At 74.5% G+C, this 22,410-nt stretch carries 20 protein-coding genes; 10 read left to right on the top strand and 10 right to left on the bottom strand.

All coding sequences use genetic code 11. The features are described from left to right. Positions 1-71 precede the first annotated feature (71 nt). From epsC to ACZ407_RS18920, 4 genes are read right to left on the bottom strand one after another with little or no spacing between them, the layout of a single operon-like run. Positions 72-698, bottom strand: a complete 627-nt coding sequence (epsC, locus tag ACZ407_RS18935) for a serine O-acetyltransferase EpsC (protein WP_468129542.1) — start codon at positions 696-698, stop codon at positions 72-74. 4 nt (positions 699-702) lie between these two features. Continuing rightward, positions 703-1,980 (bottom strand): ATP-grasp domain-containing protein, encoded by a 1,278-nt coding sequence (locus tag ACZ407_RS18930; protein ID WP_468129540.1) that lies wholly within the window; start codon positions 1,978-1,980, stop codon positions 703-705. After that, the gene (locus tag ACZ407_RS18925) at positions 1,977-3,218 is read right to left on the bottom strand and encodes an ATP-grasp domain-containing protein (RefSeq protein ID WP_468129538.1); all 1,242 of its coding nucleotides are present in this window, start codon (positions 3,216-3,218) and stop codon (positions 1,977-1,979) included. Before ACZ407_RS18925 ends, ACZ407_RS18930 begins: the two co-directional genes overlap by 4 nt. A 48-nt stretch (positions 3,219-3,266) precedes the next feature. Further along, complete coding sequence (locus ACZ407_RS18920) at positions 3,267-4,544, bottom strand: MFS transporter (protein ID WP_468129536.1); 1,278 nt, start codon at positions 4,542-4,544, stop codon at positions 3,267-3,269. 214 nt (positions 4,545-4,758) lie between these two features. Here ACZ407_RS18920 and ACZ407_RS18915 point away from each other — a divergent pair, with 214 nt between their 5' ends. The 10 genes from ACZ407_RS18915 (at position 4,759) to ACZ407_RS18870 (ending at position 16,189) form a co-directional block, all read left to right on the top strand. Next, a complete protein-coding gene (locus tag ACZ407_RS18915) occupies positions 4,759-5,622 on the top strand; it encodes a TauD/TfdA dioxygenase family protein (RefSeq protein WP_468129534.1) in 864 nt (287 codons plus the stop codon). After that, complete coding sequence (locus tag ACZ407_RS18910) at positions 5,619-6,413, top strand: HpcH/HpaI aldolase family protein (protein WP_468129532.1); 795 nt, start codon at positions 5,619-5,621, stop codon at positions 6,411-6,413. The genes ACZ407_RS18915 and ACZ407_RS18910 overlap by 4 nt, the downstream gene beginning before the upstream one ends. A gap of 32 nt (positions 6,414-6,445) precedes the next feature. Then, positions 6,446-7,396 (top strand): PLP-dependent cysteine synthase family protein, encoded by a 951-nt coding sequence (locus ACZ407_RS18905; RefSeq protein WP_468129530.1) that lies wholly within the window; start codon positions 6,446-6,448, stop codon positions 7,394-7,396. Between the two features lie 133 nt (positions 7,397-7,529). Next, the gene (gene asnB, locus ACZ407_RS18900) at positions 7,530-9,362 is read left to right on the top strand and encodes an asparagine synthase (glutamine-hydrolyzing) (RefSeq protein WP_468129528.1); all 1,833 of its coding nucleotides are present in this window, start codon (positions 7,530-7,532) and stop codon (positions 9,360-9,362) included. Next, positions 9,359-10,411: a PrpF domain-containing protein gene (locus tag ACZ407_RS18895; RefSeq protein ID WP_468129526.1), complete on the top strand. Its 1,053-nt coding sequence runs from the start codon at positions 9,359-9,361 to the stop codon at positions 10,409-10,411. The genes asnB and ACZ407_RS18895 overlap by 4 nt, the downstream gene beginning before the upstream one ends. Next, positions 10,384-11,529 (top strand): acyl-CoA dehydrogenase family protein, encoded by a 1,146-nt coding sequence (locus tag ACZ407_RS18890; protein ID WP_468129524.1) that lies wholly within the window; start codon positions 10,384-10,386, stop codon positions 11,527-11,529. The genes ACZ407_RS18895 and ACZ407_RS18890 overlap by 28 nt, the downstream gene beginning before the upstream one ends. Next, positions 11,517-12,986, top strand: coding sequence for a dihydroorotase (locus ACZ407_RS18885; RefSeq protein ID WP_468129522.1), 1,470 nt, complete (start codon positions 11,517-11,519; stop codon positions 12,984-12,986). Before ACZ407_RS18890 ends, ACZ407_RS18885 begins: the two co-directional genes overlap by 13 nt. Further along, positions 12,979-14,277 carry an FAD-dependent oxidoreductase gene (locus tag ACZ407_RS18880; RefSeq protein WP_468129520.1) on the top strand — a complete coding sequence of 433 codons (1,299 nt, stop codon included), beginning with the start codon at positions 12,979-12,981 and terminating at the stop codon, positions 14,275-14,277. The genes ACZ407_RS18885 and ACZ407_RS18880 overlap by 8 nt, the downstream gene beginning before the upstream one ends. After that, entirely contained in the window at positions 14,252-14,641 is a 390-nt protein-coding gene (locus ACZ407_RS18875) for a hypothetical protein (RefSeq protein WP_468129518.1), read from the top strand. Before ACZ407_RS18880 ends, ACZ407_RS18875 begins: the two co-directional genes overlap by 26 nt. Before the next feature lie 216 nt (positions 14,642-14,857). Next, positions 14,858-16,189, top strand: a complete 1,332-nt coding sequence (locus tag ACZ407_RS18870) for an MFS transporter (protein ID WP_468129516.1) — start codon at positions 14,858-14,860, stop codon at positions 16,187-16,189. Between the two features lie 82 nt (positions 16,190-16,271). Here ACZ407_RS18870 and ACZ407_RS18865 read toward each other — a convergent pair whose 3' ends face one another. The 6 genes from ACZ407_RS18865 to ACZ407_RS18840 form a co-directional block, all read right to left on the bottom strand. Next, entirely contained in the window at positions 16,272-16,817 is a 546-nt protein-coding gene (locus ACZ407_RS18865; RefSeq protein ID WP_468129515.1) for a carboxymuconolactone decarboxylase family protein, read from the bottom strand. Between the two features lie 28 nt (positions 16,818-16,845). Next, positions 16,846-17,853: a hypothetical protein gene (locus ACZ407_RS18860; protein WP_468129513.1), complete on the bottom strand. Its 1,008-nt coding sequence runs from the start codon at positions 17,851-17,853 to the stop codon at positions 16,846-16,848. Positions 17,854-18,008: 155 nt separating this feature from the next. Further along, complete coding sequence (locus tag ACZ407_RS18855; protein WP_468129511.1) at positions 18,009-19,184, bottom strand: zinc-binding dehydrogenase; 1,176 nt, start codon at positions 19,182-19,184, stop codon at positions 18,009-18,011. 85 nt (positions 19,185-19,269) lie between these two features. Then, entirely contained in the window at positions 19,270-20,058 is a 789-nt protein-coding gene (locus tag ACZ407_RS18850; protein WP_468129509.1) for an SDR family oxidoreductase, read from the bottom strand. Further along, positions 20,055-21,284, bottom strand: coding sequence for a cytochrome P450 family protein (locus ACZ407_RS18845; protein WP_468129507.1), 1,230 nt, complete (start codon positions 21,282-21,284; stop codon positions 20,055-20,057). The genes ACZ407_RS18850 and ACZ407_RS18845 overlap by 4 nt, the downstream gene beginning before the upstream one ends. A 32-nt stretch (positions 21,285-21,316) precedes the next feature. After that, positions 21,317-22,009 (bottom strand): ScbR family autoregulator-binding transcription factor, encoded by a 693-nt coding sequence (locus ACZ407_RS18840; protein WP_468129505.1) that lies wholly within the window; start codon positions 22,007-22,009, stop codon positions 21,317-21,319. Positions 22,010-22,410 lie beyond the last annotated feature (401 nt).

The following is a 22,410-nucleotide window of genomic DNA, read 5'->3' as shown; positions in this document are numbered from 1 at the left end:
GCTCTGCTCCAGGGATGGTCGGGACACAAGGACGGGGCGGCGGGGGGCGGGCGGCGGCCCGCCCGACCGGGTCACCAGGCCCCCGCGGACGCGTGCAGCCGCACGGGGTCCTCGGCGGGCGCGGGCGCGGTCGCGGGCGCGGGGCGCGGGGGAACGACGACCGGGGCGGAGGCGTACACGCGGGCCCCGGCCGGGACGTCGCGGCAGACGGTCGCGCCCGCACCGATCAGGGCGCGCGCACCGATCTCCACCGGGCCCAGCACGCTCGCACCGGCGCCCAGCACGACCTTGTCGCCGACCACCGGATGCCGGCGGTCGCCCTGCGGGCGCCCCAGGTCCACCCACCAGCCGACGGCCCCCAGGGTCACCTGGTGGTAGATCGTCACATCGGAGCCGACCACGGCCGTCTCCCCGATGACCACGGCCGCCCCGTGGTCGATGAACACCCGCCGGCCGAGCACGGCCCCGGGGTGCACCTCCACACCGGTACGGCGCCGGGAGCGCCGGGCGAGCAGCTGCGCGGTGCCGCGCAGGCCCCGCCGCCACAGCCGGTGCGCCACCCGGTGGGCCCACAGGGCCCGCAGCCCGGGATGGCCGAGGGCCTCCCGGCGGGTGCGCAGGGACGGGTCGCGGGCGAAGGCGGTCTCCAGGTCCTCGCGCAGCTCGGCCGTCAGGCCGGCGGACGTCGCTCCGGGCATGCGCTCAGTCCCCCCGGCCGGCGGCGGCCGCGGGCCCGCCGTCCGCGGGCGCCGTCTCCACCCGGATCGCCCGCGCGGCCAGCTCCTCGGCCAGGGCCACCGCGGCGTCGGTGTCGGCGGCGCGCACCGCCACGAAGCCGATCCGGTCCCAGTTGTCCCGCAGCGGGCGGACGGTGTCGCCGGGCCGCACGCCCACCGACACGGCCAGCACGTCGGAGCGGGCCGCGACCTCCGCCACCCCGGAGACGGCGGTGACCGTGCCGGGCTCGCGCAGGACGAAACGGGTGCAGGCGGCGGCCGAGGGCACCGGCTCGGACAGCAGCTCGGGCACGGTGCCCAGCGGCCAGCCGGCCGCGTACGCGTACAGGTCGATCCCGTACGCCGCCTCCACGAGCTCCGCGATGTGCCCGCCGCCGAGCCGGTTGTGGGACTCGATGACCACCGGGCCCTGCGCGCCCAGCCGGATCTCGGTGTGGCTGGGGCCGTCGGTGACCCCCATGACGGTGAGGAACGAGGTGACGGCCGAGGTCAGGGCGGCCCGCCGGTCCGGGTCCAGGCGGGCCGGCACGGCGTGCCCGAGCTCCGCGAAGTGCGCGTCGTCGGTGAGCTTCTCCGTGACGGCCAGCACCACGTGCCGGCCGGCGAAGCTGAACGCCTCGACGCTGAACTCGGGCCCGGCGACGTGCGACTCCATCAGGAACCCGGTCACCTTGAAGAGGGTGGAGCCGCGGTCCGTGCGCTGCCCGTGCAGCTGCCCGATCCGCTGCCACACCCGGTCCAGGTCCTCCGGCCCGGCCGCCTTGAGCAGCCCGAAGCCGGCCGTGGTGTCGGTGGGCTTGACGATGAACGGGTAGCCGGCGCGCTCCCCGAACTCCCGCAGCGAGCCGGGGCCGGTCACGGGGGCGAACTCCACGCCCGCCCCGCCGTGCGCGGCCAGGTGGGTGCGCATCCTGAGCTTGTCCCGCATCCGGCGGCTGACCTCGTACCGGCGGCCGTCGCTCCACCCGAAGTGGTCGGCCAGGCGGGCCGCGTTGCTCAGCCCGCCCTCGGTCAGGGAGAGCACCTTCTCGCAGCCGTGCACGGCGCGGGCCGTCTCCGCGTACGGGAGCACCGTGTCCCAGTCGGTGTAGTCCACCATCAGCAGCACGTCGGCGGTGCGGGTCTGGAACTCGTTGATCTTGTCGGGGTGCTGGAGGAACACGACGCGCACGCCCTGCTTCTTCACGTACTCCAGATGTGCGTCGGTGCCGCCGATCAGCAGGACGGCGGGGGCGGTGGTCAACAGAGCGCTCCTTCCAGGAGGGGTTCGCGGACGACGGGGGAGAGCTCCCGGTGGAGGGCGGCCAGCCGCCCGGCGGCGGCGGCCGGGGTGGCCGCGTGGACGACGGCGTACCCGTGCCGGGTCGCGGAGTCGGTGACCGGGTTCACCCGGTCGCCGGGGCGCAGCGGGAAGTGCAGGGCGTGCACGTCGGGGGCGGCCGCGAGGAGCTCCACCGGGGCGGCCGACTCCAGCCGGCCCGGCGGCAGCCGGAAGAACTCGATCGCCGCGTACCGGTGGGCGGCGGGCGGCACCACGGGCTCCCCCGCCAGCGCCCGGAAGATCCACGCCTCGATGTCGAAGCCGGTGGCGGCCTCGACGAGCAGGGGGATCCGGTCACCGCCCAGCCGGGCCTGCGACTCCACGATCCGCGGGCCGCCGGGGGTCAGGATCACCTCGGTGTGGGCGGGGCCGAACCGGTAGCCGGCGAGGTCCAGCAGGGCCGTCACCAGCCCCTCGATCTCCGACCGCGCGGCCGCGGGCAGCGGGGCGGGGAACACGTGCCCGGTCTCCACGAAGCCCGGGGCGCCCGTGGTCTGCTTGGCGGTGATGCCGACCACGTGGTGCACCCCGCCCGCCGACAGGGTCTCGACGCTGAACTCCGGGCCGTCGAGGAACTCCTCGATCAGGTAGGGCCCGGCGAGGGAGCCGGCGCGGACCCGGTCCGCCCACTCGTCCACGTCCCCGGGACGGCGGATCAGGGCGACCCCGCGGCTGCCCGCCAGCGTCGCCGGCTTCACGATCACCGGCAGCCGGATCCCGCGCAGCACCTCCCGCACCTCGCCGACCGTCGAGGCCCGCCGGACCTCCACCGGGGACAGCCCCGCGGCGTTGAGCATCCGGCGCATCGCCGCCTTGTCGTTGAGGCTGCGCACCGCTTCGGCCGGGTTGGGGGCCAGGCCCAGCGCCTCCGCCTCGGCGGCCACCGGGCCCATGCTGGCCTCGGCGCCCAGGTGCAGGACCAGGTCCACCCCGTGGGCCCGGGCCGTCTCGGCGATCAGGGCGCGCAGGGCGGGCTCGTTGCTGAAGTCGGCGAGGAGCAGCTGCTCGCTGTGGCGCTCGACCTCGTCCAGGTAGGCCGGCTCCTGGAGCGCCGGGTCCCAGATGGACCAGACGCGGAAGCCCGCCGCCACGGCCTTGCGGACCAGCTGGTGGTAGGGCATCACCATCAGCAGCCGCTGCGGAGTACACGGATGTGCCATCTCTCGTCCGTCCGTTCTCTCGAAGGGCGCCGGGGCGGGGGCGCCCGGTCAGGCGGCGGCGCCCGCCTTCGCGGGGGTGGGCTCCTCGGCGGCCTGCCGCTCGGCGCGGACCCGCAGCAGGGAGCGGTACATCAGCACGGCGCCCAGCCCCCAGACGCCGTAGAGCGCGGCCATGGCGGCCGGCGGCAGGTACGCGCCGACGATCACCGACACGGAGCCGATGACCAGCCCGATCCGGGCGTTGAGCCCGTAGGCCGCCATGTACTTGGTGCGTGCGGCGGCCGGGACCAGGTCGGCGAGGATCGCCTGCTTGATGGGTACGTTGGCCAGCTCGCCGATGGTGAGGACGACGGCCGCGGCGATCAGCGGCCAGGCGGACTCGCCCACCGCCCAGACCATGTAGCCGGCGGTGAAGGCCCCGATGCCGGCGTAGAGCCGGGTGCGCTCGGAGAGCCGGCCGAAGAGCCGCCCGGCGAACAGGGCCAGGCCCACCACCAGCGCGGTGTTGACGGCGCGCAGCACGCCGAGCATCTCCACCCCGTCGACCCGCGGGGCCCACGAGCCCACCGAGAGCAGCACCTGCTCGGGGAACTCGTCGGCGAGGCGGACGGCGATGTAGTAGCCGATCTGCACCTCGATGGCGCGCGTCAGCACGGCCACCGTCAGCAGCCGGACGAAGACCAGGTCCCGGGCGACGGAGAGGTAGCCGCGCAGCATCGCCGCGATGCCCGCGGCGGCCTCGCGGGCCCCCTCGGGCGCGGTCTCGGACACCCAGCGCCACATGACGAAGGTGGTGGCCGCACTGAACGCGGCGGCGCCGGCGAGCAGCCCGAAGAAATGGTCCCCGTAAAGGAATCCGCCGATCAGTGCGCCGAATGTGAAGGCGAGGTTGATGGACCAGTAGTTGATCGTGTAGACCAGCGGCCTGTTTTCCGGGGTGGAGACGTCGACCATCATCGCGTCGGCGGCCGGCGTGGAAATGTTCGCCAGGCAGGTGTTCAGCAGGAACAGGACGAAGGTGACCGGCCCGGATTCCCAGAGGGGCGAATTGGCTGCGGCGAGCAGCACGAACGTTCCGGTGGCGCCGAGCTCGCCGAGCACGAGCAGCGGTCTGCGCCCGTACACGTCGGCGAGGTGCCCGCCGAGGAAGTTGCTGCCGATGGCCGCGAAGGCGACCACGACGGTGAGCACGCCCGCCGCCGCTGCCCCGTAGAGCTTCGCCAGATGTACGACGAGCAGGGGGGTGAGCATGACGGCGAGCAGGCGCTGCACGAAGCCGACCCCGATGCGGAGCCTGATGTTCGGGTGCAGTTCCCGGAACTTCATCGTCCCTCCTGCCTGCAGTGGATTTCCCGACTGTGGGCGCGGGGGCACGGGCGTACAACCCTCCTGTTCAGCCGGCGGCCGCTTGAACAATTCGCCGCCGACTTGTTCAAGTAGGCGTTCAGCGGAGTTGCCGAAGTCGTGTGGAGCGTGGTGTGCTCGGCGCCCTCACAGCGATCGATTTCAGGACGCTGACCGCTCGGAAGGAATTGAGCGAATGGCCGATTTGGGCATACGCAGGCTCGGTGGGAGGATCGGCGCGGAAATCACCGGAGTCGATCTGGGATCGGGGATATCCGACGCCGACTTCGGTGAGATCCACGACGCATTTCTCCGGTACAAGGTCCTGTTCTTCCGGGACCAGGTCCTCACCGACGAGGAACAGCTGGCGTTCGCCGCGCGCTTCGGCCCCCTCACCGCTCCGCACCCGATGATGCGGACCCTGGACGGCACCCCGCAGGTCATCCCCGTCGACGGCGAGGACCAGCGGGCCGACCACTGGCACACCGACGTCAGCTTCACCCTCACCCCCTCCCTGGGCACCACCCTGCGCAGCGTGGTCCTGCCGCCCTACGGCGGCGACACCCTCGTCGCCAGCGGCGCCGCCGGCTACGCCGACCTGCCCGCCGAACTCCGCGAGATCGCCGACCGGCTCTTCGCCGTCCACACCAACCACGCCGAGCAGCCCCGGCTGGGCACCGAGCGGGGGGACCGGATCCGCGAGGCCTTCCTGAAGAAGCGGTACGAGACCGCCCACCCCGTGGTGCGCGTCCACCCCGAGTCCGGCGAACCGGCCCTGTTCCTCGGCGGCTTCGCCCAGCGGCTGGCCGGCATGACCCTGCGCGAGTCCCGCCCGCTGCTGGACGTCCTCCAGTCCTACGTGCGCAAGCCCGAGAACTGCGTCCGGTGGACCTGGCGCCCGGGCGACGTCCTGATCTTCGACAACCGCAACACCCAGCACTACGCGGTCAACGACTACGGCAGCCACAAGCGGGTCCTGCACCGGGTCTCCATCGACGGGGACCTCCCCGTCGGCATCGACGGCCGCACCAGCCACCGGGTCGGGGAGGAGGACGCATGAACGGCCGCCGCCCCGGACCCGAGGCCTTCGTCTCCCGGCTGCGCTCCCGCGAGCCGCTGATCGGCTACTGGATCGCCCTCGACAACCCGGTGGGCACCGAGCGCATCGCCGCCCTCGGCTACGACTACATCGGAGTGGACGGCCAGCACGGCGTGCTGCACCAGCCCGGCTGGCAGGCCGCGATGCTCGCCGTCGACGCCCGCCGCCGCTCCGCGGGGGTCATCCGGGTGCCGTCGGTGGACCCCGCCGCGATCGGCGCCGCGCTCGACACCGGAGCCCGCGCCGTGATCGTGCCCATGGTCGAGACCCCCGAGGAGGCCCTCACGGCCGTACGGGCCTGCCGGCACTGGCCGTTCGGGAACCGCAGCCTCGGCGGCCCGGTCCGCGCCGAGCTGCACCTGGGCTCCGTACCCGCGGAGGTGGACGCGGGCGTCGCCTGCATCGTGATGATCGAGACCGCGGCCGCGCTGGAGAACCTGGAGGCCATCTGCGCCACCCCCGGCCTCGACGCCGTGTACGTGGGACCCGCCGACCTGTCCGTGGCCCTGGGCGCCCGCCACTTCGGGGACCCGGCCGCCGCCGCGGACCTCGCCGAGGCGCTGGAGAAGATCACCGACACCGCCCGCCGGGCCGGGATCGCCTGCGGAATCCACTGCATGACCGGAGCCGAGGCGGCCCGCCGCCTCACCGAGGGCTTCACCTTCACCACCGTCTCCAGCGACATCACCCACCTCCAGGAGGCCGCCGCCGGCCACCTGACGGCCGCGCACGGCCTGGCCGCCGCAGCCTGACCCTCCCCCCGCACTCGAGAAGGAGCACGAGCATGACCGCGACGCTGACGGCGACCGCCGCGCCGCACCGGATCGCCGGCTCCGTGGAGGAACTGGTCGGCGCCACCCCCCTGCTGCGGGTCGCGCTGCCCGGGCTGCCGGAGCACAGCCGGCTCCTGGCCAAGCTGGAGATGTTCAACCCGCTCTCCAGCGTGAAGGACCGCCCGGCCCTGGCCATGCTGCGCCAGGCCGAGGCCGACGGGCTGCTGCCCCCGGCCGGCGGGACCGTGATCGAGTGCTCCTCGGGCTCCACCGGCATCTCCCTGGCCGCGCTGTGCGCCGTCCGCGGCCACCGCTGCATCATCGTGATGCCCGACAACGCCACCGAGGAACGCCGCCTGATCCTGCGCGAACTGGGCGCCGACGTGGTCCTCGTCGACCACCGCGAGGGCCTGCCGGCCGCGTGGGCGCACGCCGAGGCCCTCCAGCGCTCCCTGCCGGGCTCCTTCCTCGCCCACCAGGACGAGAACCCCGCCAACACCCGCGCCCACTACGAGACCACCGGCCCGGAGATCTGGGAGGCCACCGGCGGGGACATCGACGTCCTCGTCTGCGGGGTCGGCACCGGCGGCACCCTCATGGGGATCGCCCGCCACCTGCGCGAACGCCTCCCGCAGCTGCACGTGGTGGCCGTCGAGCCGGCCCGCTCGGCCGTCCTCTCGGGCGGCGAGCCCGGACCGCACGGCATCCCCGGCATCGGCGCCGGCTACGTCTCGGAGCTCACCGACACCGCCCTCATCGACGAGGTGGTCCCCGTCTCCGACGCGGACGCGGCCGCCACCGCCCGCGAGATCACCCGCGCCACCGGACTGCTCGTCGGCCTCTCCTCCGGAGCCGCCGCCTGGGCGAGCCGGCAGGCCGCCCGCGCCCGCCCCGGCGCCACCGTCGTCACGGTCTTCCCCGACACCGGGGAGCGCTACCTCTCCACGGTGCGCACGCCCTAGCGGCCCCGCCCGGCCCTCCGCACCCGCACCTGTACCGCACCCGAACCCGCACCGCACCCGCACGCCCGAGCACTCCGCACCGCCGCCCGACCGCCCCACCGCCCGAACGGCCCGGACAGAGAGACGTGTTGGCATGTGCCGCATCCACGGATACTTCAACACCACGGCGAGCAACCGGCAGATGCGCGAGGTCGCCGCCCTGCAGCGCCACGGCGGCCCCGACGGCACCGGCCTGCTGACCGCCCCCCGCTGGGGCCTCGGCAACAACCGGCTCGCCCTCGTCGACCTCGACGGCGGTGCCCAGCCGTACGGGCGGGGCGGGCGCATCCAGGCCGTGTTCAACGGCGAGATCTACAACCACGACGAGCTCCGCCGCCGCCTGGAGAGGAAGGGCCACACCTTCCCCGACCGCTGCGACGGCGGCATCCTGCCCGCCCTCTACGAGGAGTACGGCGACGCCTTCACCGACCACCTGGAGGGCATGTACGCCATCGCCCTGGTCGACCTGCGCGCCGCCCCCCGCCTGGTCCTCGCCACCGACCACGCCGGGATGAAGCCGCTCTACTACCACTGGGACCCATCCGCCCGGTCCCTGCACTTCGCCTCCGAGATCCCCGCCCTCCTCGGCTTCGGCGGCCTCCCGCACCGCGCCGACCCCCGCGGCCTCGACGCCTACCTCGCCACCCGCACCCCCTTCGGCACGGACACGATGTACGAGGGCATCAGCGTGCTGCCGCCCGCCACCACCCTCAGCCTCGTCCTCGGCGGCACCCCGCGGACCACCGACCGCACCCCGCCCCCGCCGCCCTCCCCGCGCCGGCTGAGCCCGGCCCTCGAAGACCACGCCCTCGACGTCCGCGAGACCCTGCGCTTCGAGGTGGACCGGCTGCTCCGGGCCGACGTACCGGTCGCCGTGATCACCTCCGGCGGCCTCGACTCCAGCCTCGTCACCGCCCTCGCGGCCCCCCTGGCCGCCGCCCAGGGCCGCGAACTCCACTCGTTCAACATCGCCTACCGCGGCCGCTGGCCCTTCGACGAGCGCCACTTCGCCCGCGAGGTCGCCGCACACGCGGGCACCGTCCACCACCAGGTCGAACTCGACCCCGCCGACTTCCCGCAGCTCGTCGAGGCCACCGTCCGGCACCTGGGGCAGCCGAACGCCGACCCCATCACCCTCAGCTCGTACGCCCTGTTCGCCGCGGTCCGCAGCGCCGGGTTCAAGGCCGTCCTCACCGGCGACGCCGCGGACGAGGTGTTCGGCGGGTACGACCGGATGCGCACCGCCGCCGTCTCCGCGGCCTGCGGACGGGCCTGGGACTCCGCCTACCTCGACCAGCTCGCCGTCCTCCCGGCCCGGCTGCGGCACGCCCTCTACACCCCCGCCTACCGCGCCTTCGCCCAGGAGCACCCGCCCGTCGCCCCGCAGGTCCTCGACGCCCTGCTGCGCGGCGACCGGACCACGGTGCAGCGCCGCCTGACCGACTTCGAGCTCGGCCACCGGCTGCCCGCCTACCACCTGCGCCGCGTGGACCACCTGAGCATGGCCCACTCCGTCGAGGCCCGGCTGCCGTTCTGCCAGCCCCGCGTGATCGAGCTGGGCCGCCGCCTCCCCGACCGGCTGCGCATCCACCTCGGCCAGGTCAAGCGCACCCTGTACGCCGCCGCCGGGGGACTGCTGCCCGACAGCGTGCTCCAGCGCCCCAAGCAGCCCTTCACCCTGCCCGTCACGGCGATGCTCGTGCCCGGCACCCCGCTGTGGGAGTACGCCCGCGACACCCTGCACCCGCACGCGCTCGCCGCCGACGGGCAGCTCCTCCCCGAGGCGGTCGAGGACCTGTTCGCCCGGCAGGCCGCGGCCCCCGACGACACCACCGCGCTCACCCTGTGGGCGCTCATGGTCCACGAGGTGTGGCGGGCCTCGCTGCCCGCCGCCCGCCTCCTGGCCGGAGCCGGAGCCGCCGCATGATCGGCCACCTCGCCCACGCCACCGGCAGCCCATGCCCCACCGTCGTCCTCGACAGCAGGCTCGCCCCCCGCGAGGAGGACGCCCTCGTCGCCCACCTCGCCGAGGTCCGCGGCCGGCTCAGCGCGGCCGGCGGCTCCCACGTCCTGAAGATGGCCCTGGTCCGCCCCGCCGAACACCCCATGTTCGACCTGGACTACCGCTTCGCGCAGGCCATGCCCGGCCGGCCGGACCGCTTCGACCTGCGCGGCTCCTGCGGCCACTCGATCCTCGCCGCGGTGGTCTCGGCCGCCCGCGGGGGCATGCTCCCGCCCCTGGAGAGCGGCGCGCGGGTGCGGGTCCGGGTCCTGAACACCTCCGACAGCGTGGTCTGCGACGTGGACGAGGCCACCGCGGCCGGCGCCCGCTTCACCGTCAGCTTCGTCCAGCCCCGCGCCGTCCCCTTCACCGAACTGCTGCCCGCCTCGGAGCCCCGTACCGTCCTCGCGGCCCACGGCACCCTCCAGGAGGTGTCGCTCGTCTCCGCCGGCAACCCGTACGCCTTCCTCGACGCCCGCCACCTCGGCATCGGCACCCCCGAGGCCCTCTTCGCCGCCGGCAGCGACCTGTTCGACCGGCTGGTGGCGATCCGCCGGGCCGCCGCCGCCCACCTGGGACTTCCCCTGACGGGCGCCTTCCCGAAGGTCGCCGCCCTGCTCCCGGGCCCGGACGGGGGACTCGCGGTCCGCGCCGTGTCCGTGCCCTCCTGGCACCCGACCCTCGCCCTCACCGGCGCCATCTGCCTGGGCGCGGCCGCCGGCATCCCCGGCACCCTCCCGTACGCGATCGCCCGGGAGAGCGGGCACACCGGCGGCCCCCTCGCCCTCACCACCCCCGGCGGCCGCACCGCCGTCACGGCCGTGTCCGGCGAGAGCGCCGAGGGCCCGGCCCTGACCTGGGCCACCGTCGCCGACAAGCACGTCAGCTTCCAGGGATCCGTCCCGCTCGCCCCGCCGGTGCGCCGGCAACCGAAGGAGGTCGGCTCATGCCGGGCACTGTCAACGGCCGCCTGAGCAGCCACATCGCCCCCGCGTTCCGGGCCGCGCTGGCCGAGGCGGCCGCCGAGAGCGCCCGCACCGGCCGGCCCGACGGCCAAGTCCTCGCCCTGCTGCGGCAGTCGGGCCTCCTCGCCACCGCCGTCCCGCAGGAGTACGGCGGGGCCGGCGGGGACGGCGCCCGGGTGAACCTGGTCGTCGAGGCCCTCGCGGCCGTCAACCCGTCGGTGGCGATCATCGCCTTCCAGCACTTCGCGGTCTGCGCCCGGATCGCCGAATGGGGCACCGCGCAGCAGAAGGAGGACCTGCTGCCGCGGCTCGCCGACGGCAGCATGCTGGCCGCCTCCGCCTGGAGCGAGACCGGCGCCGGAGCGGCCAAGCGCAACCTCGCCAGTACCGGCATCCGGCGCGAGGACGGGACCTGGGTGCTCCACGGCACCAAGGCGTTCACCACCGGCGCCGGGGTCGCCGACCTCTACCTCGTCCTCGTCAGCACCGGGCAGCCGCCCCTCGCCCCGGAGGCGCCGGACGCCGAGGCCCCCGCGTACGGGGCGCCCGGCCAGACCTTCTTCCTCGTCCCCGCCGACAACCCCGGCATCGTGGCCCTGCCCGGCCCCGAACTCCTCGGCATGCGCGGCTCCGCCACCGGCCTGGTGCGGCTCACCGACTGCGCCGTCGGCGACGGCAGCCGGCTCGGCCCGCAGGGCGCCGCCCCCGAGATCATCGCCGGCGTGCGGCGCTCGGGCGCCACCCTCGGCGCGGTGTCCGTCGGCATCGCCCAGGCCGCCCTCGACCTCGCCGTCTGCCACGCCAACCGGCACGGCCTGCTCTCCGACCCCACCGTCACCCACCGGCTGACGGACCTGGCCACGCGGGTCGAAGCGGCCCGCGCACTCGTCGGCCGGGCGGGCGCCCGCACCGCGCCCGACCCGGGCCTGACCACGCTCTACAGCAAGCTCCACGCCTCCACGACGGCAGAGGAGATCTGCCTCGACATCGCCCGCATGACGGGCTCCTCCGGATACCTCGCGGGAGACCCCCTGGCCCGGCTGCTCGCCGACGCCCGCGGGGTGGCCCTGATGGGTCCGGCCAACAACCTGTGCCGAGAACTGGCGGTGGCCTCATGGCAGCACTGAACCCAGCATCCCCCCCGGCCCGCGGCGGGCACGCGCACGCCGATCCGCAGCGGGACCTGCCCCCCGAGCTCGTCGTCACCGCGCGGCGGCTCGTCACCCCCGACGGGGTCCGCCCCGGCGCCGTCCACATCCGCGGCGGCCGGATCACCGCCGTCACCGGCCCCGACGGGCTCACCGGCGCGGCCCCCGTCCCCGCCGGCGTCCCGAGGATGGACGCCGGGAACCACTACGTCCTGCCCGGCCTGATCGACTCCCACGTCCACTTCCGCACGCCCGGCCTGACCCACAAGGAGGACTGGGAGCACGGCAGCCGGGCGGCCGTCGCCGGCGGCTTCACCACCGTCATCGACATGCCGAACACCGTCCCGCCCACCCTCAGCCACGAGGCCGTCCTCGCCAAGGCGGACGAGATCGCCGGCCGCTCCCTCGTGGACCACCGCTTCCACATCGGCCTGGACCCGGCCCGGCCGGAGCTCCTCGCCGAGCTCGACCCGGCGGTCGCCACCAGCGCCAAGATCTTCATGTGCGGCCACCACACCGCGCCGACCGTCGTCCGCGACTTCGCCGTCCTGGAGAAGGCCTTCGCGGCCGCCGCCGAAGGCGGGGTGCAGCTGGTCCTGCACGCCGAGGACGACGAGCTGTTCTCCCTCCTCGACGGCTGGTGGGGCGCCCCCGGCAGCTACCGCGAGTACGAGGCCCGCCGGCCCCGCAGCGGCGGCATCGTGGCCGTGGCCAAGGTCCTCGAACTCGTCCGACGGCACGGCACCAAGGCCCACATCCTGCACCTGTCCAGCGCCGAGGAGGCCGACCTGGTGTGCGCCGCCCGCGCCGCCGGGCTGCCCGTCTCCTTCGAGGTCACCGGCCACCACCTGTCGTTCACCGACGAGGACACCACCCGCCTCGGCGCCCGCACCCGCCTCTCCCCGTCCATCCGCACCCGCGCCGACCAGGAGCGGCTCTGGGCGGCCGTACGGGACTCCCAGGCGGCCACCATCGGCAGCGACCACGCCCCGCACACCATCGAGGAGAAGACCCGCTCGGTGCAGGACTCCCCGCCCGGACTGCCCGGAGTGCAGGAGCTGGCGCAGGCGGTCTGGACCGGACTGTGCCGGCGCCGCCGTCCCGAGGACCACCCGGACCGGGCCGCCGAACTCCTCGCCCGCTGCCTGGGATCGGGCCCCGCCGACCTGTTCGGGCTGCCCGGCAAGGGCCGCATCGCCCCCGGCGCCGACGCCGACCTCGTCTTCCTCAACCCCGACGCCACCTGGATGCTCTCCGCCGCCGACGTCCGCTCCAAGTGCGGCTGGTCCGCGTACGAGGGCTGGACCTTCACCGGACGCGTCGAGCGCACCCTGCGGGCCGGCCGCACCGTCTGGGACGCCGCCACCGGCGAGTACGGCGCCTACGACGGCCGCTTCCTCGGCGGCCCCGCACAGGAGGGTGCGCACCGTGCCTGACCGCCTCCGCGTCCTCGTCGCCGGCGGCGGCATCGGCGGGCTCGCCGCGGCCGCGGCCCTCGCCCGCACCGGCGCCCGCGTCACCGTCCTCGAACGCACCCGCCGCACCGGGACGGGCGGCGGCGGCCTGGTCCTGTACCCCAACGGAGTGCGGGCCCTGGACGCCATCGGCCCCGCCCTGGGCGCCCGGATCCGGGCCGAGGGCCACGTCACCGGCCCCGAGGAGACCCGGGTGGTCACCGACCCGCACGGGCGGGTCCTCGCCGCGGAGCCCATCGGGGCCCAGGGCGCCCGCCTGGGCACCCCGCAGATCCCCGTCCTGCGCGCGGTCCTCCGGCAGGCCCTGCACGACGAGGCCGAGGCCGCCGGCGCGACCGTGCGCCCCGGCACCGCGGTGACCGGCCGCACCGCCCTGCCGGACGGCGAACGGGCCCTGCTCGCCGACGGCACCGCCCTCGACTGCGACCTGCTGGTGGCCGCCGACGGCATCAACTCCGCGCTGCGGCAGGCCCTCCTCGCCGACGGGCCGCCGCAGTACCGCGGCTACACCTCGGTCCGCGGCCGCGCCCGCGGCGTGCGCATCCCGCACCCGGCCCGCGTGGTCAACGGCGAGGGCGTGCAGCTGTTCGTCTCCCCGGCCGGCCCCGGCACCGTCTACTGGACCGCCAAGATCACCGCACCGGCCGGCAGCTGGCCCGCCAAGGGCCCGGCGGCGGCCCTGCACGAGCTGCGCGCCGCCACGGCCGGCTGGGACCCCGCCGTGGTCCGGCTGCTGCACGCGACCGCCGCCGGGGACACCGTCGTCACCGACATCCACGACCGCGACCCCGCCCCCCGCTGGACCGACGGCCGGCTCGCCCTGCTCGGCGACGCCGCCCACCCGATGGTCCCGGCCCTCGGACAGGGCGCCAACATGGCCCTGGAGGACGCCGTCGTCCTCGCCCGCGCCGTCGCCGACCACCCCGCCGACCTGCCCCGCGCCCTCGCCGCGTACGAGCGCGCCCGGCTGCCGCGCACCTCCGCCGTCGTGCTCCGCTCCCGCGCCCAGGGCGCCGTGGACCAGGGCGACGGCGCGGCGGCGGCCCGCCGCCGCGACGAGCTCATGCGGTCCCAGGGCCGCAAGGACACCGCCGTCGCCGACATCCACGACTGGCACCCCGACCCGCCCCGGGCCGCCCACGGCCCCCGCCCCGGCCCGCAACCCGCCGGGCAGCCGGACCCGCACCCCGCACCGCACCCGACCGCCGAACGGAAGGAAGACACCCGTGACCACGCTCTCGCCCACCGCTGACCCGCACGCCGCCGCTCCGTCCGCCGCCCACGCCCCGGGCCCGGCCCCGCAGTTCGCGCAGCCCTGCACGCCCGGCCCCGTCTGGCGCGATTCCAACGTCCGCACCGGGCCCTCCCTCGACAGCCCGATCGTGCGCCTGCTGCTCCCCGAGGACTGGGTCTCCTACGACTCCGACGGCTGGTCGGTGGGCGACGAGGTGGTCGAGGGGGAGCACACCTGCGGGGAGATCACCAGCTCGCTCTGGTTCCGACTGGTGGACGGCGGCTGGACCAGCGCCGTCAATTTCGAGCCGTCCGCGATCGACGCGATCGTGCCCGGCGGCTCCGTCCAGACACCCCCGCCGGCCTCGGGCAGCCCGACGTAACCGGCGAACTCCAGGCACCATCGCCGCAGGTCAAGGCCATCGTCTCGGTTCATGAGCGGCAGCCTTCCGTGCGGGCGACCCGGCCATGGTCCCCGCCGCCGGCGGCCGCTGCCCACTCCCAACGTGCCGAAAGTCAGCAATCTGGGAGTTGGAGCGGCCCCCGGTGGCCGGGACCATGAGCTGCTCGTCGTTACGGCGCATCCGCCTGGAGACTCCATGACAGCCACCGCACCGCCCTCCCGTACGCCCTCGCCCAGCCGCCGGTCCGTCGCCGCGACCGTGGTGGGCAACTTCGTCGAATCCTTCGACTGGCTCGCGTACGGGCTCTTCGCCAGCCTGTTCGCCCCGCAGTTCTTCCCGTCCTCGAACCCGGTCACCTCCCTGCTGGGAGCGTTCGCGGTGCTCGGCATCGGGGTGCTGGCGCGGCCGCTGGGCGGCATCCTGTTCGGCCGGTTCGCGGACCGCCGCGGCCGCCGTCCGGCGCTCATGCTGGCCGTGGCGATGATGACGAGCGGCTCCTTCCTGATCGCCGCCGCCCCGACGTACGACCGGATCGGCATCGCCGCCCCGCTGCTCCTGCTGCTCGCACGCATCGGGCAGGGCATCTCCGCGGGCGGCGAGTGGCCGACCGCCGCCGCCTACCTGATGGAGCAGGCCCCGGCCGGCCGCAAGTGCCTCTACGGCAGCCTGTTCTCGGTCTCCACCTGCGCCGGCGTCTTCGTCGCCTCCTGCCTCGGCGGCGGTCTCACCGCCTGGCTCGGCTCCGAGGCGATGGGCGCCTGGGGCTGGCGGGTGCCGTTCGCGGTGGGCGGCGTCTTCGGCGTGATCCTCATGCTGCTGCGCAACCGCCTCGCCGAGACCGACGTGTTCCGGCGCGAGGTCCGCAGCCACGCCGACCGCGGCTCGCTGCGCCGCGTCCTCACCGGCCACCGCCGCCCCGTCCTGCTCGCGGTGCTCTTCGTCTCCGGCGCCGCCACCGTCAGCGGCACCTGGACCGCGGTGGTCCCGGCCGCCGGGCAGCGCCTGGCCCCCGCCGGCACGATGTTCCAGGTGGCCATCACCGCCACCGCCGTGCTGCTGGTGGTGAACGTGCCGCTCGGCCTGCTCGCCGACCGGATCGGGGCCCGCCGCTTCATCGTCGGCGCCGGCGTCGCCTTCGCGGCCGTCGGCTCGTACGGCTACCTGAACATGGAGGGCACCTACGGCAGCCTGCTCCTCGCCTACGGCAGCGGCGTGGTCTACCTCGTCTGCGTCACCACGGTCCTGCCCAAGCTGCTCTCCGAGGTCTTCCCGCCGCAGCTGCGGGTCGTCGGCATCGGCCTGCCGCACGCGGTGACCACCGCCGTCCTCGGCGGGGTCTCCCCGGCCCTCGCCACCTACCTCGGGGAACACGGCGCCTCCGGCTGGTTCATGGGCGGCGTGGCCGTCATGGTGCTGCTGCCCGGCGTTGCCGTCCTGCTGTCCCGCGCCTGGGCGCCCGCCCTGCCCCCGGTCGAGCCCGTGGTCGCGGTGCCCGCCGGGGAACGGGTGCTGGCGGCCGCCAAGTAGCCGCACGACGGCCCGCCGGGGACGAAGGGGCCGGGCGGGGGCTTGCGCTCCCGCCCGGCCCCTTCGCCACGTCGTGGCCGGCTCAGGCGGTCTTCGGCGGGAGGTACCCGTTCGTCGCGAGGTGCACGCCGATCTGGTCGTAGTCCGCCGGGTCCTCGGGGGTGATCGCCCCCAGCCCGTCCACGTACCGGTTGAACATGCAGAACGCCGCCGCGATCAGCACCGCGTCGTGGATCGACTCGTCGTCCGCGCCCGCGGCCCGCGCCGCCGCCACGTCCTCGGGGCCGACCGTACGGGCGTCGCCCCGCACCTTCGCGGCGATCCGCAGCAGCGACCGCAGCCGCTCGTCCACGGGAGCGCTCTCCAGGTCCTTCTTGACCGCCTCGACGAGCTCGTACCCGCCCTCGTGCGTGTGCGCGGCGGCCGCGGTGTGCGAACCCGTGCAGTAGCGCGTCTGGTTGAGGTGCGAGACGTACGCGGCGATCAGCTCCCGCTCGCCGGGGCTGAGCGGGGACTCGCCGCGCAGCAGCTGCTGCGCCAGCTCGTTCATCTTCAGACCGGAGGCGGGCTTGCTGGCCATCAGGCCCCGGATGCCCGGGACCTGGGCCGGAATCGCTATGTGCGGCATGCGGTGTGGCTCTCCTCTGTCCTGCGGCTCAGTTGTTGAACCAGGGGGTGGAGCTCGGATCCGTGCTGAACTGGCTCAGCATAAGGTCGGCGACCTTCTGCTCACCGGTGGGACCGGGGTGCACCCCGTCGCCCTCCAGGTCCGAGCACTTCCACTCCAGGCCGTCGCTGCGGCCGGGGACCCCGCCGACCGCGTTGTCGGAGCCGAGGCCGTCGGCCCACAGGTACGGGCCCCAGGACAGCCAGGGTGCGACCCCGCCGGCCCCGTAGGAGAGGGTGCTGTCCCCGTTGATCTGGTCCTGGATCAGCTTCTTGACGGCGAAGCCCTGCTGGTACGCGCCGGCGCTGCGGGCCGGGTCGTAGGTGTAGATGCGGCTGGCCACGTAGCCGACGGCCAGGTTCGCGTACTTGCTGCGGGCGTTGCGGGCGATGGACGCGAGGGAGTTGCGCAGGTTGTTCGCGCCGGTCGGGAAGGTCCCGAGGTTGTCCCCGATGAACTGCTCCTTCAGCCACATGGCCTGGACCTGGGCCGGGGTCACGCCCGCGTTGGAGAGCCGGGTGGCGAGCACGGACCAGGTGGCGTCGTTCGGGTTGGCCCAGGCGGAGGCGTCCTTGCCGCCCTGGGCGCCGTCGACGATGACCAGCTTGGGGTTCTTGCCGCCCCAGGCGTTCACGGTCTGGATGAACTTCTGGAACTCCTGGGTGGTGTTCGACATGCCGATGGAGATCAGCACGATCTTGCCGTTGACCAGGTCCACCTGGCCGGAGGCGTTGCGCGGGAGCACCGAGTTCTGCGCGAGGTTGATCCCGGCGGTGTTGTGCGCGGAGGGGCGGGTGTTGCTGCCGTTCGGGTAGAGCCCGCCCTGTATGCCCTGGTAGGTGCCCGTCCCCAGGTCGTTCAGCGGGACCTGCCCGCTGGAGGTGTACGAGCAGTTGGCCGCGGCGGTCGCGGACAGGGCGGAGTGCGGCACCAGGGCCAGGGCCACTGCGGTGGCCGTGGTCGTCAGGGCCGCGATCATCCGGCGCTGGGCGGGCATGGATCCTCCGTTTGGCACGAGTGAAGCGGGAAGGCGCGGGATGGTCGGGCCCGCGCGGGGGTGCCGGTGGCACCCGGGCAGGACGATCCTTGCCGCCGCGTTCAACCGCGGACCACTTCTGGATTGCTCCGCGTTGCCGTAGGGAACTCCCGCTGCTACTCGCACACGTTGGGGCCGGTGTTGCTGCTGGTGTCCGTGTGACCGGTGGTATGGGCGAGCGGGGGAGCGATGCGGATCAGCACCCGGCCGAGGCAGTCCCCCCGCACCAGGTCCCGCAGGGCCGCCGGGGCCGACTCCAGACCGTCCACCACCGTCCCCGGCAGCCGGATTGCGCCGGCGGCCAGCCAGGCGTCGAGGTCGGCCTCGTAGCGGGCGGCCGTCGCTGCCGGGCAGTCCCGGGCCAGGAACCCGCGCAGGGTCAGGGACTTGGCCACGGCCAGCCCGAGGTTGCGGGGACCGGCGGCGGCCCCGGCCGCCCCGCGGCCGCCCCCGACCTGCTGCCGCTGCTCGGCGAGCATCCCGCACAGGGCCACCCGGCCGTACGGGTTGAGCACCTCGAGCGCGGCCTCCAGATGCGCCCCGCCCACGGTGTCGAAGTACACGTCGATCCCGTCCGGGGCGGCCGCGCGCAGCTGCCGCGCCAGCTGCCCGGCCCGGTGGTCGAAGGCGGCGTCGAAGCCGAGCACCCCGGTGAGGTGGGCGGTCTTGGCGGCCGATCCGGCGCTGCCGACCACCCGGCCCGCCCCCTTGAGCCGGGCGATCTGCCCGGCCATGCCGCCCACCGCACCCGCGGCGCTCGACACCCACACGGTGTCCCCGGGCCGCATCGCGGCGACGTCCAGCAGCCCGTGGTAGGCGAGCAGCCCGTTGCCCAGGTACCGGGCGGGCGCGTCGAGCGCCCGCCCCGGCACCCGCCGGCACCGCCCCTGCGCCACGACCGCGTACTCCCGCCACCCCAGCTCGTGCACGACCACGTCCCCGGGGCGCAGCCCGCCGCCGCCCCCACCGGCTCCGGCGGCGGACCCCCCGTCCGGGCCGTCAGGCCCGGAACCGGCCCCAGGGCCCGAACCGGCGTCCCGGGCGGACCCCACCGCGACCACCTCGCCGAGCGCGCTGCCGAACAGCACCTTCCCGACCTCGTACCGCGCCACCGGCGGCCCGTCCGCGGACATCCGCGAGACCACGGCCGGACTGAGCGCCATGTACGCATTGCGCACCAGCACCTCCCCGGCCCCCGGCTCCGGCACGGGCACTTCCACCACCGCGAAGTTCCCCTCCGCGGGCTCCCCCCGGAGCAGGGCGGCAAGACGGATCTCCCGACTGGTCCTCATCCGCGGATCCTAAGCACCACCCCCGCCCGCCCCCAGCCCCCCGGACCCCCTCTGTTCTGGGGGGTCCGCCGCCGGTGGCTGCGGGTCAGAGGCTCGTGCCGCCCGATGCGTCGAGACGCTGGCCGGTGATCCACTGGGAGTCGGGGGAGGCGAGGAAGGCGACGATGCCGGCGATGTCGGAGGGTTCTCCGATGCGGTCGAACACGGACACGCTCGCCAGCTGCGCGGCCCCCTCGGGGGTGGTGCGGAGTTTGGCGTTCATGTCGGTCGCCACGAAGCCCGGGGAGACCGTGTTGACGGTGATGCCCCGGGGCCCCAGCTCCTTGGCGAGGGCGGGAGTGAGGGTGTCCACCGCGCCCTTGCTCATCGAGTAGACGACGGACTTGGGATAGGCGGCGCGGGTCACGATCGAGGAGATGTTGACGATCCGGCCGCCCCGCCGCATGCGGGCGAGGCCTTCCTGGATGACGAAGAGGAGCGCGGTGACGTTGACCGAGAAGATCCTCTCGACCAGCTCGGGGGTGACCTCGTGGATCCGCGCCGAGCCGCTTACGGCCGCGTTGTTGACCAGGATGTCGAGCCCGGGCTCCATGCCGCGTCGCGCCAGCTCGGCGTCGTACGCCGCGTAGAGCTCCGCGGCGTCGCCGGTGACGCCGAGCCGGGCCCGGAGCGGGAAGGCGTCCCCGCCCGCCGAGCGGATGCGGTCCACGGCTTCGTGGGCCGCGGCGGTGTTCTCCCCGTAGTGCACGGCCACGAGCGCGCCGTCTGCCGCCAGGCGTTCGGCGATGCCGCGGCCGATGCCCCGGCTGGCACCGGTCACGAGCGCGGTCCGGCCCGCCAGCGGGCCTTCGGAAGGCCGGGTGCGGCGGGTCATCGGCCGCTCCGGGTGCCGAGCACGACCGGCAGCGCCCGGTAGCCGTTGACCATGAAGGACTCCAGGGGCTCGAACGGCCCGGCCTGCGCGAGGTGCGGGAAGCGCTCGAACAGCGCGGGCAGCGCGAGGGCGGCCTCCAGCCGGGCGAGCGGAGCCCCCAGGCAGTAGTGGACCCCGTGGCCGAAGGCCAGGCTCTCGTGTCCGCCGGGCCGCCGGAGGCGGAACGCGCGGGCGTCCTCCCCGTGCAGCTCCGGGTCGAGGCCCGTGGCGGCGAAGGAGACCATGATGGGATCGCCCTTGGGGATCAGCACCCCGTCCAGCTCGATGTCCTCCGCGGCGAAGCGCAGGGGGGAGTAGGCGACGGGTCCCCGCACCCGCAGGGTCTCGGCGACGACGGTGTCCCAGCCGACCCGCCCGGCCGTCACGTGGGCCCGCTCCTCGGGGTGCGTGAGCAGTGCGGCCACGGCGTTGCCGAGCAGGCTCGCCGTGGTGTCGTACCCCGCGCCGATCATCAGCTTGAGGGTGTCCATGAGCTCCTGGTCGTCGAGCTGCTCGCCGGACGCGTCCCGGGCCGCGATCAGGGCCGAGGTCAGGTCGTTGCGCGGCGCGGCCCGGCGGGCGGCGACCAGGGCGGTGAGCAGTTCGTTGGCCCTGGCGCGGGCCGCGCGGGCCTCTTCGAGGCCGACGTCCGTACGCGCGCTGGGCGCGATCGCGTCGCACAGGTCCGCCCGGACGTCCTCGTCCACCCCGAAGAGCTCGCAGATGACCCGGATGGGCAGCGGGCGGGTGAAGGACTCGACCAGATCCACCTCTGCCCCCTCCGGAGCCGCTGCCAGGTCCTCCAGCAGCGCGGCGGTGATCTCCTCGATGCGGGGCCGCAGGGCGGCGATGCGGCGCGGGGTGAAGGCGCCCGCGATCAGCCGCCGCAGCCGCGCGTGCTCCTCGCCGTACGAGGTCATCATGTTCCGCGCCGCGGCCCAGCCGTAGAACTTCCAGTCCCGGCTGATCTGCCCGTCGAGGAACGCGGGCCAGTGCAGGTGCGCGTCCTTGGAGACCCGGGGGTCCTTCACCAGCTGCTTGACCTGGCGGTACCCCGTGACCGCCCAGGCGGTGACGTCGCCCAGCAGTCCGACCTGCACGGCCGGGCCCTGCTCGCGCAGCATCGCCGCTTCGCCGGCGAGATCACGTCCCGTGGCATCGAGCGCGTACGGGCAGCCCTGTTCCATGTGTTGCATCCGTCCCCCCGGCCGGACGCCGTTTACGCGGAGCTCTTCTCCGCGTCGGCGGCCCGGGCCTTTTCGTTCTCCTCGCGAAGCCGCGTCGCGGCCTCGTACACGTCGACGCCCCGCTCCGGCCTGAGGTCCAGCCTCACCAGTACGGACGGCACGGCGATCGACGACATCAGGCAGGTGTACAGGTCCGCCATCCGCTCCAGGACGTCGGCCCGGCCGGTGACGGCCTGCGACATCAGCTGGACGCCCGCGAAGGCGCCGGTGATCAGCTTCGCGTAGCTCAGGGTGTCGATGTGCGGCACCACCTCGCCGGCGGCCTTGGCCTCGTTGAAGAGTTCCAGGGAGGCCTCGGTCCACGCCGTGTAGGGGGCCGCCCGGTCCACACCGTCGCGGCCCTGCTCCACCGCCAGCCGGACGCTGCCGCGCAGCACCGGCTCCTTCGTGAGCAGGTGGGCCAGGAGGTAGGCCCGGTCGATGGCCTCCTGGAGCTTCAGCTCCTGCCGGGGGATCTCGGGGACGGCGTCCACCTGGGCCGCGAGGACGGCATGGGCGAGTTCTTCCTTGGAGGCGAAATGGAAGTAGAGGGCCCCCTTGGTGAGCCCGGAGCGCTGGAGGATCTCGGAGATCGTGGCGGCCTGGTAGCCGACTTCGTCGAAGACTTCCGCCGCCGCGGTGAGGATGGCCTCCCGGGTTCGAATGGCTCGTTCTTGTCGCGCCATCCCGCACCTCCGTACGACGTCACCCGCGCTTACAGGCTGCTGAAAGAAAACCGTCAGGTTCGTATCTTAACAGTCAAGCTCAGGCGGCGTCAGGGGAGACATGCCTGTGTGGTGGCGTGAGGTGATCGAGAGCGACCTTGCGCGGACCGGGAGGTGGGCTGCTGAGACCTGCCCGGGAGGACCCGGATGCCCCGGCTGACGGGACGAGAATAAACCACGGCGGCGGTTTTGTGGTCGCTTCCCGGTGATCGCTGAGGGTGTTCGTCAGACCCCTCGCGCGCCTGGCCGACGCGCCGATGTCCGGTATTGACCCCCCTGTTTGAGCCTCTCGTGCGGCGCTGGATCGCCTGTATGAAGCGGAAGTTCCGGATCTTCCGAGGTGCCGCCTGCCGTTCCGCCAA

The sequence above is a fragment of the Streptomyces sp. NPDC030809 genome, assembly GCF_055572195.1.
The sequence above is the reverse complement of the archived record's forward strand: the minus strand, read 5'-3'. Positions and strand labels throughout refer to the sequence as shown.